The following is a 15,776-nucleotide window of genomic DNA, read 5'->3' on the forward strand; positions in this document are numbered from 1 at the left end:
CAGCGTCAGCGTGTTGTCCGCTGTAATCACCGGTGAGTGCTTATACTCACCAGTCAACTCAACCTGCACGAGCAGATCGACAGCCCGCCAGATCGAGTACAACAGGCAGGCGAATGCGAAGTAGAAGAACCGTAGCCCGAAATCCTTCGACGTTGTCGCAGCTATGAACCGTTTGACCGATTTGTAGCCGCTCTCGATCTCCCAACGATAGCCGTACTCCGTGAGATGCCCGCTCCCGCAATTCGTTATGAACACCGAATACTGCCGGTGGTCGTTATGCTCGGAGTCCTAACCGGACCGAACGTGTCGAATACGCTACGGGAGCGCGAGCAGCCCCTCGTAACGGTGAGTGCCCTCGACGGTCTCGGTGTAGATGTACGCCGCCGGTGGTTCGATCCCCCACGAGCGCAGTCGTTGGTCGATTCCGTCAACGATTGTGATCACGAACGAGCCAAGAGCACGAAGCGTCGGCGGCGCTTGTGTGTGTGTCGACTCGTAACGACATCGCGCAACCGCCCCGGTCGACAGGTGAGCAGTGGGGGCCACCGGCTCAGTATCGGAGTCGGTCCCGCAATCGATATACGTGATAGAGGCATCGGAGTCGACGCGTGTAATCTCGATCCGGAGGTCACCCCGAAGCGTCTCCTGTACTGTCGGTGGAGCGCCGAACAGCAGCGACTCGCCGAAATCGTCGATTGCGTTGAGCGCGCTGTCGGGGATATGGTTCATCGATTCTCGTTAGTGACTTGAAGTGGCGAATCGACAAGGAGCCATCGGCCGTGCCGGCGGACGCGCGTCTGTTCGAGTGTCCGATCCGACCCGGCTAGCCGTCCGCACGCTCGGTGAGTGCCGAGACGGTGTCTGCCATTCGCAGGTCGTCCACAGTGCAGTACACTGCACCGCGAACGCCGTTCGCGTCGTTCTGAACGGGGCGATCCAGTGGGACGAGTTCGTCGAACTCGAAGACGATCACGACGCGCTCTTCGGTGAACGGGTCGATGAGCGCATCCCAGTCGGCTTCTGTCATCGGCCCCGGCTCACCGCGGACCTGCTCGGTCCGCTCGACGACGCGGGCGTAGTGGGTGATCGCAGACACCGGGGCGGTGCGGTAGAACGCCATATAGGAGAAGTCCGCGCGCGTCCGGTCGTACGACCGGGGTGCAGGGTAGAAGCCGGCTCGACAGCGGTCGAAGGTGTCAGGCTGGGTCGCAACGATGCAAGCCTGGGCGTCACCCGGCGCGTCGTCCGATGGTGCGTCCGCGGCGAACTGATCGAGGTCCATACAGCCAGTCAGCACCGAACAGGGAAATATCCGCGTCCGGTACCGGAAGCATCCGGCGGACGCGACCGTTGACAACTTCAGCGACCGCTTCCGGTCAGTGGGATGCCCACTATTACCACGGCTCCGCCACCGATGGTAAACGTAATTAGGCACTGTAAAAATACCACGAATGCGAGAGTCGTCGCGCCGACCGACTCACCGAGCAGCGATACCGAAGCGACGCTCAACTCCAGGTGCGCCAGCGCCCAGCTGATCAGCGTGTAGCCCAACAGTCTCGGGCCGAGTGCCAGCTCCCCAAACAGCAGCCACTCGCGCGCCGGATAGTCGACCAGGAGTGCGCCCTGTGTAACGACGACGCCGAACAGGACATAGTATTCCTCGCGGCGGATTGGCTACCTGAAGGCGACACGGTGGCCGAGAAAATCAGCGAGTCGAAGGACGCCGTGGATGTTCGGGTCCGCAAGTAGAGTGTGAACTCAGTTGGCGAGCAAGTTGACCACTGAGATTCGAGCGGGACAACCGCGTCCAGTCACACCTCCACTTGCAAACGATTCGTCGCCGAGAGCGGCGACGAGTGCAACTGCCGCGGATCCTCCGTATGCGGCAGCAGGTCCAATTTCCAAGGCGAAACGAAGCCCGGCGTATCATATAAACGCGATGAGAGTCGCGTACGCGAATGGCTGTGATAGTACGCGACGCCAGTGACGAGCATCTGTCTGCGATGATAGAGTCCCGTCGCGTAGGGGAGGACCAGAACTGCTTGACCGCAGTTGTGGAGGTTGAATGCCGGGTCGCTCCGATACCATCCCCTGTGGGTCGGCCGTACGATTTGGACGGCGTCGATGCCGGGCCGTCCCACTTGGGGCTAGTCCAATCTTTGCCCTGCTGTGGAACCAGCATCTGTAGAGGAGAGGTGAACCCTGTGTCCACTGCAGGCTAGCCTGAAGTTCGGATTCGGCCTGAGTGACTTCTTGGCTTTTTTATCTCAGCGAAGTTGCCTGCAGGAACAAGTTTCTCCGGCATAGCAGAGGTCGAAATGGCCCCAGTGAATATGACCTATGACAACGCCCTTGCGGAAGAATACTCTTATTTGCAAGAGATTGATCCATCGAGTTAGGCGACGTCTTCTGCTCTGTAATAGTAGAATTCTTATCGGTGTGGCGACTATTATGGGCATTTTCCAATTGAACAAGTTACTCTCAGTGGCTGTTGGTCCACACAGAGCAGATATTCGAGTTGCACACACACTCACGCACCACAGTTCAGAGTGTATCTCGGGATACGGCCCCGTCTACGTATACAACACAAAGTATCAAAAATAATATATTATCTAATTCTGTTATTTCACGGGAGATTCGACGGCCATATTGGATGGGTGTGGGGTGAGCAAGGTAGCGTTAGCACAAAAGTCCGGTACACACGACAAAGGGGACGCACAGGATTTTCGCAGTCCCGGACGTCAGCCGCCCTCTCAGACAAACATACGAAAATTCCAATACATTGTACAGTTTATCATATGAATTAACTGTGATTCCGAGGAAGCGCGTTCCGGGTTGGACCCCTCTTACAACACCAAGTTCGATGATATAGTGGCCACCACCTGAGCGCTGCCAGTGCGAGTGCAGGTCAAGACAATCTGTGTAATCAGACCGTATGAGAGCCTCTTTACCGACCCCGTGCCGAGCGCACCGCTCTGAGGAGAGTATGTATATTGATCAATAGAACGCTGTGTGACGTGGACCCGAGTACGATAAACAAAAAAGTACGAGATTGATAGATTTACTTTGATTGGGAGGGCGTTCAGCGAATACCGGAAGATCTTTGATTTTGATCCCATTGAGCGAGCAGGACAGCGAATTCTCGACTGTCCCGCTGGTTTCTGTTCGTTCGTCGCAGAGGCCGCGAACACGGATTGACGCCGTCGGAGTAGACAAGATGTACGATTGTTCGCCGTCTGCGTTATCGAAAACCTGTGACCACGGCATCAATACAGCGATGAATGCTCTCAACGGAATTGTGGATCTGTACGTGTGGGATTTCTACGACGACATCTCCGAACTCGCGGCATACCGTAAACAGGCGGCATCACGTTTCCTGAATGGTGTTGCTAACCACAGCGGTCGGTATCACTAAACAGATTTACCACCAATGTCATTTGCTGATCAAGCATTTGGGCTTGTCCTTTCTGCTCACTGTTTGTTCCTCGATGACGATCGCCCACCCTACAAGTTCCATCGCAAAGCAGTTCAGAAGTTACTTCGGATAAGCGATCAGACACGAGTGTTCCCGCTTCAGGGGTTCGAGGCCAAACGGTCCGGATATGTTGCAAAATTAAGCAGTGATATCCAGTAACTAAGCCACAGGGGCGAGATTCAGGCAGTGTTCTTCGAGTTGCAGCGGGAAGCAGACGAGGTGTTGGTGATCGAATAGAAGAGAGTTGTGATCTGTTACTCGCTGTATTGTGCAGTTGGTGGCACGAATCGTCAGAAACCGCAAAAATTTCCACGATCCTATCTTGACAATTGTGTGACTATAGTGTGCATCTCATTCGATGGAGAGTCTTATACGTGTCTGTCCCTCACAAATAATTGCAACAGTCCAACAGAATGATGCAGAAAACGACTGACGACGATTCGAGCGATAACCCCCATATTCGGTCAGACACCTGACCGTATCCGTAGGCATTCGTACATAAAATGACACAGAAAGCGACGGTCGTCGACACGTATCAAACGACACCGCGGGTGAGAGCCTTTCGCCTGCGAGTTCCCGATTATACGTTCGAGTACGAACCGGGGCAACATACAACGATCCGATTCAAATCGGGCGACAAAAAAGTCGTCCGGCCGTACACACCGACGAATCTGCCTGGAAGCGACGAACTCGCGTTGACGATTAAACGGTACGACGACGGACTGGCGTCGTCGTATATGCATCAGAAACGACCCGGAGATACAGTCCAGATTGGGCCGATAGAAGGCGCGCTAACGCTCGCGGACCCGACTCGGGACGTCGCGTTTCTCGCATCCGGAACGGGATTGACCCCGATGATGGCGATGCTTCGGCAGTACCTGCGCGAAGGATCTGGTCACGTGCACTTGATTCTCGGGGAAAAACGGGAGGAGACACTCATCCATAGAGAGACGCTCAACGAACTGGCAGCCAACCATCCGAGCCTGGATGTCACGTTCGTCCTATCTGACCCGAACTGGGAGTGGACCGGACGGATCGGATACGTACAAGAGCATCTCGAGGAGTTGTTCGGGACGGACAGTGAGCGCGATTACTACGTCTGTGGGGTTCCCCCAATGGTCGTCCAGACGAAGGATCGCCTCGCAGAGTTGGGTGTCTCCGACGAACGGATCTACAGCGAAGGGTGGGAGGACAGCGTCGTCGCAGGCGAGTGACCATCCACAGGTTTCCGGACTCGAACCACACGCCTTTCTCTACCTGCGTACTGTGCGCATTCCTCGGACATAACTCTGTAATACTTGTTTTACCTGACCTGTCGTCGGATCCCTCCTGTTCGCTCGGAAGGTGAGTGCGCACCCGAGTGAAGGCAGTTCTCCGAACGGGCGGCGGGGATCACGCTGGCATAATACTATTATGCTACTGTAATCCCATCGTCCCGTCTTGCCAAGTGACCGAAGCACCGCAGCGGGACAGTTTTGCGTTCAGTGTTGAGAGAGCGCGGCCGTTCAAATCAGCATTCAGGCCTGAGACGGCGAAACCACTATTGAGCTTTAGCCCGTGAAAATAGTATGACTATCTTGGTAGCGATCGGGGACGATGATCGATTTACCGCAGTGCTTGAGGTCGCAGCGCAGTTCGCCCGGGACACGAGTCAGGATCTGACCATCGCTCATCTGATAGCAAACGAGAACGCGTCGGGGAGCGACCGAAGTCTCCGCGATGAAGTCCGCTCAGTTCTTTCAGAGGCCGACGTCGACGTAGAAGTCACACTCGAGCATCTCAACAGAAGTGGACTCCGCTCGTCGAAGGCGACCGGCAAGCACCTCGTGGACATTGCTGAGGACGTGGAGATAGATCATATCATCATTGGATACCGATCGAAAGCACGGCTGGCGGAACTCCGTGATGGTCACACCGGGTTTGTCGTCGCTCAAGAGGCATCCGTTCCTGTGACCATCGTCCCGGAGAGGGTCGAGCCGTAAATCGACAGGAGCGGTCGAATGGTTCGGGACCCGAGGTATCCCGTTACCGCTGGAGACGGCCCGATTCGGAGCAATCTCGGGAAGCATTGCGTCGATGACCCGCTCATAGAAGTCCACGGTTCAGTGCAGTTTGCGTTCTACAAGTTAACACAGTCGTCTCCCGTCACGTTCGACGTTCGACGAGATGCCGAGGCGTGCAGAAAGCGGCCGGCACTCGTTGCGCCCGCGAAACCCCGTACTGTTTCCTGCGGGGAGGCCGGCCTTCCGTCTCTGACGTTCCGTTCGATTTGGGTGTCAGCAGGCCTCGAACAGCGAAGACTGCGCACGACGACTACAGTTCAGTCCATAGACTTTACTGAGTAATTACCATATTACGGGTGGGTCGATCCGATGCCAGACAGTTCGTCCGATCCCTCGTCGGGATCAGAGCAGGTCGATGCGGCAATCGCCACTTCCCTCATCCAAGAACTTCAGAGCGGCCAGTTACTCTACACCGGGGCGAAACTGGGAATGTTCGAGGTACTCGATGAATGCCCGACGACAGCGACCGACGTCGCCGCCGAGTTGGGCCTACACACTGAGAACACGTACCGCCTCCTGCGCGCCCTGAGCAACTACGGTGTCCTCGAAGAGAGCGATGACCGAGAGTTTTCCTTGACTGTCGTGGGGGAACTCTTCTTACCGGATCATCCGCGGTCAGTGCGTGATACGCTGCTCTTCGACCGATGTCCGGAGTGGGTGTTACCCTATCTACACCTCCCGGCCCTCGTCCGAGACGGACCGCCCGATGGGTTCGTCCGCGAATTCGGACGCGACATCTTCGAGTACGTCGAAGCGAATCCCGAGTACGGCGCGATCTTCAGTTCACATATGTCGGCACGGTCGCGTCGCGAGACGGACATACTACTGGAGACACTCGCCGATCGTGATTTTTCCCGGGTTTCGCACGTCTGTGATGTGGGCGGTGGTCACGGTCACTTGCTGTCTCACCTCCTCGATTCATACCCACACCTCGACGGGACTGTTCTGGACCTCCCGAGCGTAATCGCGGAGACGGATCAACTCTGGGCACCGAGAGTCGACGTGGAAAATCGATGCACGTACGTCGGCGGGGATATGTTCGAAGCGGTTCCCCCCGCGGACGCGTACTTCCTGAATTGGGTTCTCCACAACTGGAACGACGAGGAGTGCGGACAGTTGCTTTCAAACATCACGGAGGCGGCACCGCCCGACGGGCGCATATTCATTATGGAGGCAATCGTGCCGGGGCCCGAGGCAAACCACTATGCGAAACGACTTGACATCGATATGATGGTACACACGGGCGGTCGAGAGCGCACCGTAACAGAGCACGAGACACTCCTCGACAGCGCCGGGTGGGAACTCGTCGAACGGTGGGACCCAGACGGAAGTCCGATCAGTGTTCTCGAAGCCGCGAAGGTCTGATTGGGTCCGTCAGTCATATTATGTTAGTTGAAATACTATTACTATAACTCTCGATACCCGACGCGTTAGTGCAAATTTCACTCGGTAATGCAGCCTGTTATAATATATAGAATAATTCTTCTTTGATTCCATAATCTTTATTCGTTAATAGACAAATAATCTAAATGTACTATGACTGGTGCACAGGATCCTGAGGCGGTACTGGAACTAGCACAGAGTGAGGAATTCCAAGAACTGGTCGACACCGACGAGATTTCGATGGCTGACCTGATCGATCTGGTCGAAGGAAGCGACATCGATGACGACTTTGGTCACGTCTGCGGGTGGAGAGCATTCCTGTTCATCACCCCTGTGGGAGAGACGAGTGATCCAGCACCGTACACACCAATTGCAGGCGTATCTGGTGATGCGGCTGCCGAGGAACGGCTCCAGGCCCTCGCCGAACAGCGGAGTCGAGAAGACGACTGACAGTGTCCGTCGCGCTTCCGGGCGGACGTCGGTCACCAACAGTATTAATTTGTGCGCCGCTGACAGGTGGGCCTATGTGGCGGGGAGATCGGCCTCGATCGGGAAGGAGTGGTTCCTCGCGATGAGCGACCGGGCCCGCTCGAGCGAAACGTCGGTCTGGGAACCAGTCGATCTCCCGGAATCAGAACCGCTGGAAGACCCCCGATCGACGCTATCTGAGATCGAAACGATCGCGGACGAATGGATCATCGATAATCTCGATCAGTTCGATCCGTTTTCGTGGACCGCACTCTCGGGGCGCAACCTCCGGCGCAAGGCGTTCACCGAACTCGCGCTCCACCTGTACGTCGCCAGAGGAGTGGGCGAAACGTACTCCTCATCGGAGCCACACGACCTCGTCGTCGACCGCGCGAACGACCGTCGCTACCGAGACCTCGTCCGACGTAATCCCCGGGAGTTGCTGAAGTACACTCATCCGCTGACCTACGCGAAAGTGAGCGGTGATCTCGATGGGGCGACGGCCACCGCAGTCGACTCTGTGTTAGACCAGCAGACGGTCTGGTCGGTCGAACGGGTTCCGCACCGTCAGATGGACCTGTGGCACTTCTGTCTCGTATACGGGTACGCGGACTGCCCGATTGACAAGGATGCCGTCCTGCCGCTCGGGTCACTGAACCATCCCCCGAACGTCGCGAACGCCGACCTCAGTGACCTGTATGCTGTCACACACAATCTGTACTACTACCACAATTTCGGCGTCGACCATCCCGCATTTCCGGACGACATCGCTCCATACGATCTGACGACTGCGCTGGTGGGAGGCATCCTGCGGTACATCGCTGTGGGGAACTGCGACATCGTGCTCGAACTCCTCCTGGCGGGTGTTCTGCAGCGCCAGGTTCCGCCGGATCTCGTCCGGTTCGCCCTCGCGTGGGTCCGCCATTTGGCCGCGGAACCGGGATATCTGCCCGGTCCCGATGAAAAGCCTGCGGAACTGCCGTCAGGTGACCTCGAGTCGTGGGGTTCCGAGGACCGGGAGTGGGCTCGTCATTACCACACCAACCTGGTGGGGGCGACCGCGACGAAGGTAATCAAGTCCCGGGCGGACTGGCCGGAACTCGCCGAGTCTGGCGACGACTACCGCCCGTCAGCAGAACTCATCGACCGCATCCGTCTCGGGCAGTTTCTGCACTCCCTCTCGCAGTACACCCTCGGACTGGCCGCCCGCCAGTTGAAAGGTCTCGTGGACGCGGATTTTTCTGATCCGTACGCTACCGTGTTAGAGACCGGTGTGAGGTATCTCCGTCAGCAGCAGTCGTCAGACGGACAGTACGGCTTCTGGACGGACGAGGAAGCGGTCTACACCGTCCGTGGCAACAATCGGGATGCGTTCCGTGAACAGATGGTTCAGCCGGTGACAGAGGCCTGCTCGGAGGCGATTGAAAAGTATTCGAACTCCGGGTCAGAGACTGAGGATGGCCCCGGCTGACCGGTTCTTTCGAGAGGGTTTGCCGGCACGTGCCGAGGTGGGAAGAAGGTGATCGGCGCTCCATTCCATTCCAGTCGCTGTGCACTGCAAATGACCGTCGAGCGACTGACGAATGTGCACTGGATGCGGGCACTGCTGGGGCGCCACGGTGAGACACTTCCCGTAGGAGCGTCCGTATCGAAGGCCTCGTAACTCAGCGCGTCGGTCCTACTATACTGGCGATCACAGAGATTTTCCCACGATCAACAGTGCCAGCGCACAATAGTAGCGTTTGCAAGTCTTCGCTCATTCGATCGCACGACTGCGTGCGATCGGCTGTGTAATCAGTTGCAAACGCTACTATACTCTCCGAAGATCATAGCGGTGGGTGGACGCAGTTGTGTGGATACCTGCCGGGGGACGGACCACTGTTCCCCCGACCTGCCGGACACTGTATGCTGGCTCTCAAAGTTACCTCAGTGTCGGTTCCCCCCGCTTTGTGTTTCGACCTTCATCAGGGCCTGCCCGTAGTAAACGCACTGGCAAATGGGCGTACTCACCTTCCATAGCGTCGTCCAAATATAATACTTTACAGGTAATCGCTGTGATAGATACGGGTGACGTCGCCGCTTCAGAGCGAAGAAATCAGGCTCGACTCGGAGAGCTGTTCAGGTGACGCATCGCGACTACCGAACGAGTCTATACGCTCCCCACCGAACAGTGTGTGATGCTAGGATACGCAGCGATGAACCGGACGCTCCGCGAGCACGACCCGCCGCGGCGCTGCAACCGTGATATGCGAAAAAAGACGTGGCAGCGGGATGGAATCGAACGAGCAGCCGAACTCACAGAGCAGAATTTCGAGGATCTCTACGCGATTCTCCAGTGGAATCTCGATCACGGGATCTACCTGTATCGGTGTAGTTCGACGCTGGTCCCGTGGAACTCACAGTTCGAGTTACGGGAACTGCCGAACTACGAGCGGATCGCCTCGCTGGCGGAATCCTGTGGTGACCTCATCGAAGCCAACGGAATGCGGCTGACCTTCCATCCGAGCCACTGGTGCAAGTTGGCCAGCGAGTCGACAGATACAGTCGAGCGGTCGGTCGAATCTGTCGAACATCACGGGCGATGGCTGGACCTTCTGGGACTGCCGCGGTCCCCCCGCTACGGGATCAACGTACACATCGGAGCCCATTACGGCGACAAAGCGGCCACCGCTGACCGGTTTTGCAAGGTCGTCGATAACTTGCCGCCGCGTGCCAGAGCGCGACTCGTCGTCGAAAACGACGACAAGGAGTCGCTGTGGAGCGTCAGTGAACTCGTCGAAGAAGTTGCCGACGAAGTCCAGATTCCCGTGACGTTCGATTACCATCATCACAGTTTCAGCGCTCGGGAGCATTCGTATCGTGAGGCGTTTGCGCTCGCCCGTGAGACATGGGGTGACGTCCGCCCGGTTACCCATTACTCCGAACCGGCTCGACTCCACGGCGACTTCGATGCGCGTCCGCAAGAACACGCTGAACACGTTGCTGCTGTCCCGGCGTGGCTCAGAGCGGAGTCTGACGTAATGATCGAATCACACGGGAAAGAAGAGTCCCTGCTCCGGATCCAGACGTGAGCCACAGGTAGAGTCGCCTCGCTCGCTGATTCACTCATCAGACAACCTGAAACCGGTACGGTCCCACTGACGCAGTATGGGACAGCAGACGCTGGACGGAGCAGACCTCTCGGCTCTTCGTGCGGAGTACGATCAGAAGGTGCACGAAGCCCTTCCGGCGAGGGCGAAACGCGACGGTGACTGGCCGATTCAGTTGGATCACTGCTTCGGTCGCGTGGTGCTCGATAATCTGTGTGAGGATGTGTGGGACGACGAAATCGACGGTCGCCCCGCCTATAAGAGTCTGTCACGAGACGATCTGGAGCGGGCGATCGAGATCGCAGACAGGATGCTCACGAAAGGACGACCCGTGGTGACGGAACTAAACGAGAACTCGCTGAGGTGGCGAAGCGACGAGTGATCGCACTTTCCGGGACATCGCGTACTCCCGCATCGAGGATGCTTCGGTGCCGGAACAGTTGAATCCACACGCCGCCGGTCGCAAGCGAAACGTGGACATCGGTCGGGCAGTAATCGACCCTATGGCTCACGATCGGATACACGCACGAAAGCCGACACACGACCTCGATCGGTGGTCGTCCGGAGAGATCGTCGAAACGGCCGAACGAGACGGCCACTGCGTTGTGACGGTGAAAGCCGAAGACGGCGACATAGTCGAACTCGTCGTGACGCTCGCCATTCGAGACCTGTTCGTCAGTCGCCTGGATATCGGCGAGGAAGCCTCACCCGTTGGAGAGCGCGTGTGGTATCGCAAACGCGGAAACTGATCGTGGTCAGCCCGCGCATATTTCCAAGGATTCGACCGCAACGGACAGTTCTGAATGGATCTGTGCATACCTCCGGCCCTAGCACGGGGTGTCTGACGACGCAAGCCTGTGGGGTGGCTTGCTGTGTCGAACATAGACAGCTGATTCTATCGACGATTCACTGGTGGGTCATTGATCCTGTCGGCTATAACAACGTGAAAGATTTCGACACCCCGGGGTGTGGAAAATCTTCACGCGACTATAGCCGACAGTATGGGGTACACGTCGACGCCGAAACCGGCCGGGAGGTCCCGTCCGGCTAACCGCAACGAAAAATAACGCCCCGATCACTCCCGTGACTGGACGACAGCGACTGTGTGGGACGTGTATTGACCTTCGTGTTCCTTCGCTCGACCGTAGGCGTCGTGTTCGTGTAGTTCCTCGCTGAGGTCGCAGTTATCACACTCAACTCGGTATCTCATACAATTATGTATTGTGTTTATCACTAATAAGTATGCGGGTGGGTAGCAAGAATCATACAAGCGAAAAGCAGGAGATCTAACGCTGTGTGAAACCAGTGCGGAGACATATGTGTGATGACTACTCGAGTCGTCGAGCGGACAGGGGCTGCAGTCAGGAGAGCACCGTGGACTCACCGGACTCCGCCATCTGCCAGACGGTGAGCATCCCCACCACACCGAGTCCGACGGCGAACGTGAACAGAACTGCGTAGGTTCCGGCGGTGGCGACCAACTCTCCGGCGACGACGGGCGCGACGAACGATCCCAGCCACCCGCCGACGCTCGCGAGCGCGACCGCCGTTCCGGCCGCGCTGGGATCGACGAACTCCTGAATCGACTGATACATCAATCCGATCTGGAGTTGAATGAACACCCCGGCGAGGACGAGCATCGCGATTAGAACCGTGATCGTCGTGCTGTAGAACATCGCGACCGCTAGCACAGTTGCACCGACGAACGAAGTGGCGAAGATGGGACGACGTCGCTGGGCCAGAACCCTGTCTGAGAGCCATCCGCCCGTCGGTCGGGCGAGAACCCCGACCGCGGGGAACAGTGCGACGAACGTCCCGCTCTCCGCCAGTGAGACGCTAAACCGGCGGGTGATGTACGTCGGCATCCACGAGTTGAACACCATATACAGTGAGTAACCGAGAACGGTGACCGCGACGACCATCCACACGTTCCGGTTTCGCAACACCCGTTTGAACCCGATCAGTGATATCGGCTTCGTAGACGCGTCGAACCGCGAAACCCGACCGACCGCGATGTAGAGCGCAAACGACATCAGCAGCACGGTCCCGCCGAAGATCGGAAACACCCCTGGCCAGCCGACGGCCCCTGCGAGCCGTGGCGCACCGAGTTGACCGAGCGCGTAGCCAGCAGGGTACCCGGAGATCAGTACCGATGTGGCCGTCGCCCGCCGCTCAGGTGGGAACGCACTCGAAGCGACAGTGATGCTGAGTGTCCACAGGGTGAACATACCGACGCCTGCGAATAATCGTGAGGCGATCAACAGCGAGACGTTTCCCCCGCTCGCGGCGAACCAGTCGCCAATACTACCGACGAGGAGGACGGCCGCCGCAACCGGGACAATCGGGCGGGCCTTCACGCGGTCAAGATAGATTCCAACGGGAATCCCGATGACCGTCGCAGCGACCTGTGGCATCGAGACGAGTGCTGCCGCCGTTGCCTCGCTGATCTCGAGATCGGCCATCACCAGCGTGAGGATGCTCGCAGGGGTAATCAGGTACGCACCGACGAACAGGAGCAGCAGCCATCCAGTCGCGACAGTAATCAGCCGCCACGTTCGGCCCTCCGCGCGGTCACGGTGGTCCGCCTGTCTCGTCACCAACTTATTGTTGCTCGACAGCATCCCGTAATAACGTTGTCTATCGCGGCGCGGCCCGGGACACCAAGTGGCTGTGGTCGCGTGCGCACGCGCGCGAGTCCCTTATCAACGCTCGGCACTGATCATTACACAGATGGAATCAATTGCCGATCCTGAACTGACCGACGCGACTCTGCTGCCGTACGAACAGGTTGACGTCCCTGTGCTCATCATCGGTGCCGGGGCGGCAGGTGCGAGAGCGGCTATCGAAGTCGTCCAAGAGGGAACCGACCCCGAGGACGTCATCGTGCTCGGCAAACGCGGTCACGGCGATGCTCACACGACGTGGGCACGTGGTGGGATCAACGGAGCACTTGGAACCCACGATCCCGAAGACGACTGGACCGTCCACGCTGCGGACACGCTCGACGAGGGTCACTTTGTCAACGACCCGAGCAAGGTCGAGACGGTGACGAAACAGATGCCCGAGCGCCTGCACGAGTTAGACGATTGGGGAATGAACTACTCGCGAACCGACGAGGGCGAGATCGATCAACGGTACTTCGGCGCTCAGTCGTTCCGTCGGACCGCCTTCGCGGGCGATCACACCGGCGAGTCTCTGCTCGACACGCTCGTCGAGCGGGCACAGTCGCTTTCGATTCCGTACCGTGAGAACGTGATGATAACGTCCCTCTTGACTGAAGGAGAGACGGCCACCGGTGCCGTCGGGGTCGACCTGGACACCGGGAAGCCGGTCGTATTCAACAGCAACGCAGTGGTCCTCGCCGCCGGCGGGTACGCGGCTATCTACAACCGGCACACCTCTCGCGACGACGAGAACAACGGTGACGGTCCGGCGCTCGCATACCAGGCTGGCGCGCGTCTGATGGATATGGAGTTCGTCCAGTTCCATCCCACCGGAATGGCCGTCGACGAAACCGACGAGGAGTGGGCGTCCTGGAGCGGGCGACTCGTCACGGAAGCGGTCCGCGGGGAGGGAGGCCGATTGCACAACAGCGAGGGTGAGCGGTTTATGAAGCGGTACTCGCCCGACCAGATGGAACTGGATGCGCGGGACGTGGTCGCCCGAGCGATCGCTCAGGAGGTCGCCGAAGGTCGCGGGACGGAGAACGGCGGCGTCTATCTCGATATCTCCCACAGGGACGCCGAATTCATCCAGAAGCGCCTGCCCCGGATGTACGAGCGGTTTCAGTCTCTGGGCGTCGATATGGCCGAGGAGCCAGTCGAAGTCGCACCGACGAGCCACTACGGGATGGGCGGGGTCGCCGTCGACGAGACCGGCGAGACGGACATCGACGGGCTGTTCGCCATCGGTGAGACAATGGCGGGGGTCCACGGCGCGAACCGACTCGGTGGCAACTCGCTCGCCGAGACTGTCGCGTTCGGCACCGTCGCTGGTCGCACCATCGCCGCCCGCGGCCTCGGGTCACCTGTACTCGACGAGGAGGTCGTAGAGACGCAGGTCGCCCCGGCGCTCGCCACCCTCGAAGAACTGACGAACCGCGAGGGGCAGTACGCACCCCGGGCGGTGTTCGAGGAGTTACAGTCGGTGATGTGGGATCACGCGGGCATCCTGCGGGACGGCGAAACGCTCGAATCGGGCCTGGAGAAACTCGAAACGATCCGTCGGAAGGCACAGGACCTCACTGTCGGCGGACGAACGAGCCAGTCCTTCGAGGTAGCGATCGACATCCAGTTTATGCTCGTGGCCGCAACGGCGGTGCTTCGCGGCGCACTCGAGCGGGAGGAGTCTCGTGGCGCACACTATCGCACCGATTACGAGGAAATAGACCCCGAGTGGCAACAGAACATCCACTTCGAGCAGGCTGATCTCGGCGGAATGGCGACGAGCGTCGAACCGGTCGAATCCCCCAGTGAAGCGGTGCAAGCGGCCATCGACGTGGGGTACGAACTGGACTACCACCAACTGGAGTAGCGAGGGCCCACAGAAATCACACTGCTCGGTCGTGCGAAATCCCCATCATCGCGGGAGCGTCCAGTCGATCGGAGCGGCGCGCTCGTCGAACTGGGGGGTCGAGACGACCTCGAGCGTTCGGTCGCGAGCATCGGGCGTCAGCGGCGCGGCGAGCATCAGTCGCGCTACGTCCGCCCGGGAGATCAGCCCCCAGAGTTTCGCGCCGGGTTCGGCGGCCGTGACCACGTCGGTCCGACTGCCGTTCGTCAACACGCCCGGTCGCAGAATCGTGTGCCGAAGTGGGGCATCTCGGATCGAGGCTTCGGCCGACGCTTTCGCCTTCTGAAGCGGCCCGATGAACGCGTCGAAGGCCGTTGCCAGTGGGCTGGCGGGTTCCGGTCCGACGCCGATCGCCGACTCCATAACGAACGACTCGACGTCGGCGTCCGCTGCTGCCGTAACGAGCGCCCGATTTCCGGCACCGTCGACGAACGGCGGCCCTGACCGAATCGCCACGGGTGACGTGCCGACCGCACTGAGCACTGCATCAGTGCCGGCGACGACCGCTGACAGGTCGTCAGGATCCAACAGGTCGTCTACTACGACCTCGTCGGCACCGGCGGCTTCGAGGTCGGGTGCGGCGTCCGGCGAGCGCGTGAGCGCACGGACGGTGTCGACGCGGGACTGTGCGAGCCGCAGCACTGCACGCCCCGTCCCACCGGTCGCGCCAGCAACGAGAACCGTGTCGAGGCTTTCTGAATGCATACTCGAAACTCGGTCGCAATA

General features: G+C 58.8%; 13 protein-coding genes and 1 pseudogene. 9 read left to right on the forward strand and 5 right to left on the reverse strand.

Features of this window, described 5'->3' with window-relative positions; all coding sequences use genetic code 11:
- The 3 genes and pseudogenes from ABEI27_RS03445 to ABEI27_RS03455 all read right to left on the reverse strand — a co-directional run.
- Nucleotides 1–288 (reverse strand): annotated as a pseudogene (locus ABEI27_RS03445) (transposase); the annotation flags it as partial.
- Between the two features lie 27 nt (nt 289–315).
- Complete coding sequence (locus tag ABEI27_RS03450; RefSeq protein ID WP_375798016.1) at nt 316–729, reverse strand: hypothetical protein; 414 nt, start codon at nt 727–729, stop codon at nt 316–318.
- A gap of 94 nt (nt 730–823) precedes the next feature.
- Entirely contained in the window at nt 824–1,282 is a 459-nt protein-coding gene (locus ABEI27_RS03455; protein WP_375798017.1) for a hypothetical protein, read from the reverse strand.
- Nucleotides 1,283–3,978: 2,696 nt separating this feature from the next.
- Here ABEI27_RS03455 and ABEI27_RS03460 point away from each other — a divergent pair.
- From ABEI27_RS03460 to ABEI27_RS03495, 8 genes are all read left to right on the forward strand, one after another.
- Nucleotides 3,979–4,689 (forward strand): ferredoxin--NADP reductase, encoded by a 711-nt coding sequence (locus tag ABEI27_RS03460; RefSeq protein ID WP_375798018.1) that lies wholly within the window; start codon nt 3,979–3,981, stop codon nt 4,687–4,689.
- A gap of 354 nt (nt 4,690–5,043) precedes the next feature.
- Complete coding sequence (locus ABEI27_RS03465; RefSeq protein ID WP_375798019.1) at nt 5,044–5,457, forward strand: universal stress protein; 414 nt, start codon at nt 5,044–5,046, stop codon at nt 5,455–5,457.
- A 390-nt stretch (nt 5,458–5,847) separates the two neighbouring features.
- Nucleotides 5,848–6,903 (forward strand): methyltransferase, encoded by a 1,056-nt coding sequence (locus ABEI27_RS03470; RefSeq protein ID WP_375798020.1) that lies wholly within the window; start codon nt 5,848–5,850, stop codon nt 6,901–6,903.
- A gap of 171 nt (nt 6,904–7,074) precedes the next feature.
- A complete protein-coding gene (locus tag ABEI27_RS03475) occupies nt 7,075–7,371 on the forward strand; it encodes a hypothetical protein (protein WP_375798021.1) in 297 nt (98 codons plus the stop codon).
- Between the two features lie 76 nt (nt 7,372–7,447).
- Nucleotides 7,448–8,860, forward strand: coding sequence for a DUF6895 family protein (locus ABEI27_RS03480; protein ID WP_375798022.1), 1,413 nt, complete (start codon nt 7,448–7,450; stop codon nt 8,858–8,860).
- 706 nt (nt 8,861–9,566) lie between these two features.
- Nucleotides 9,567–10,460: a UV DNA damage repair endonuclease UvsE gene (uvsE, locus tag ABEI27_RS03485; RefSeq protein ID WP_375798023.1), complete on the forward strand. Its 894-nt coding sequence runs from the start codon at nt 9,567–9,569 to the stop codon at nt 10,458–10,460.
- A gap of 76 nt (nt 10,461–10,536) precedes the next feature.
- On the forward strand, nt 10,537–10,860 hold the full coding sequence (locus ABEI27_RS03490) for a hypothetical protein (RefSeq protein WP_375798024.1): 324 nt from the start codon (nt 10,537–10,539) through the stop codon (nt 10,858–10,860).
- Nucleotides 10,861–10,981: 121 nt separating this feature from the next.
- Nucleotides 10,982–11,227: a hypothetical protein gene (locus tag ABEI27_RS03495; RefSeq protein WP_375798025.1), complete on the forward strand. Its 246-nt coding sequence runs from the start codon at nt 10,982–10,984 to the stop codon at nt 11,225–11,227.
- A 612-nt stretch (nt 11,228–11,839) separates the two neighbouring features.
- Here ABEI27_RS03495 and ABEI27_RS03500 read toward each other — a convergent pair.
- Nucleotides 11,840–13,075 (reverse strand): nitrate/nitrite transporter, encoded by a 1,236-nt coding sequence (locus tag ABEI27_RS03500; protein WP_375798026.1) that lies wholly within the window; start codon nt 13,073–13,075, stop codon nt 11,840–11,842.
- A 133-nt stretch (nt 13,076–13,208) separates the two neighbouring features.
- Here ABEI27_RS03500 and ABEI27_RS03505 point away from each other — a divergent pair, with 133 nt between their 5' ends.
- Complete coding sequence (locus tag ABEI27_RS03505; protein WP_375798027.1) at nt 13,209–15,011, forward strand: L-aspartate oxidase; 1,803 nt, start codon at nt 13,209–13,211, stop codon at nt 15,009–15,011.
- Between the two features lie 45 nt (nt 15,012–15,056).
- Here ABEI27_RS03505 and ABEI27_RS03510 read toward each other — a convergent pair whose 3' ends face one another.
- On the reverse strand, nt 15,057–15,755 hold the full coding sequence (locus ABEI27_RS03510; protein ID WP_375798028.1) for an NAD(P)-binding oxidoreductase: 699 nt from the start codon (nt 15,753–15,755) through the stop codon (nt 15,057–15,059).
- Between the last annotated feature and the right edge of the window lie 21 nt (nt 15,756–15,776).

Origin of the sequence: Halobellus sp. (genome assembly GCF_042218505.1) — an archaeon.
Lineage (GTDB): Archaea > Halobacteriota > Halobacteria > Halobacteriales > Haloferacaceae > Haloquadratum.

What these genes read in the sequence shown, in the direction of transcription:
- ABEI27_RS03450 (WP_375798016.1), bottom strand. Translation starts at nt 729, where the DNA reads ATGAACCATATCCCCGACAGCGCGCTCAACGCAATCGACGATTTCGGC.
- ABEI27_RS03455 (WP_375798017.1), bottom strand. Translation starts at nt 1,282, where the DNA reads ATGGACCTCGATCAGTTCGCCGCGGACGCACCATCGGACGACGCGCCG.
- ABEI27_RS03460 (WP_375798018.1), top strand. Translation starts at nt 3,979, where the DNA reads ATGACACAGAAAGCGACGGTCGTCGACACGTATCAAACGACACCGCGG.
- ABEI27_RS03465 (WP_375798019.1), top strand. Translation starts at nt 5,044, where the DNA reads ATGACTATCTTGGTAGCGATCGGGGACGATGATCGATTTACCGCAGTG.
- ABEI27_RS03470 (WP_375798020.1), top strand. Translation starts at nt 5,848, where the DNA reads ATGCCAGACAGTTCGTCCGATCCCTCGTCGGGATCAGAGCAGGTCGAT.
- ABEI27_RS03475 (WP_375798021.1), top strand. Translation starts at nt 7,075, where the DNA reads ATGACTGGTGCACAGGATCCTGAGGCGGTACTGGAACTAGCACAGAGT.
- uvsE (WP_375798023.1), top strand. Translation starts at nt 9,567, where the DNA reads ATGCTAGGATACGCAGCGATGAACCGGACGCTCCGCGAGCACGACCCG.
- ABEI27_RS03490 (WP_375798024.1), top strand. Translation starts at nt 10,537, where the DNA reads ATGGGACAGCAGACGCTGGACGGAGCAGACCTCTCGGCTCTTCGTGCG.
- ABEI27_RS03495 (WP_375798025.1), top strand. Translation starts at nt 10,982, where the DNA reads ATGGCTCACGATCGGATACACGCACGAAAGCCGACACACGACCTCGAT.
- ABEI27_RS03505 (WP_375798027.1), top strand. Translation starts at nt 13,209, where the DNA reads ATGGAATCAATTGCCGATCCTGAACTGACCGACGCGACTCTGCTGCCG.
- ABEI27_RS03510 (WP_375798028.1), bottom strand. Translation starts at nt 15,755, where the DNA reads ATGCATTCAGAAAGCCTCGACACGGTTCTCGTTGCTGGCGCGACCGGT.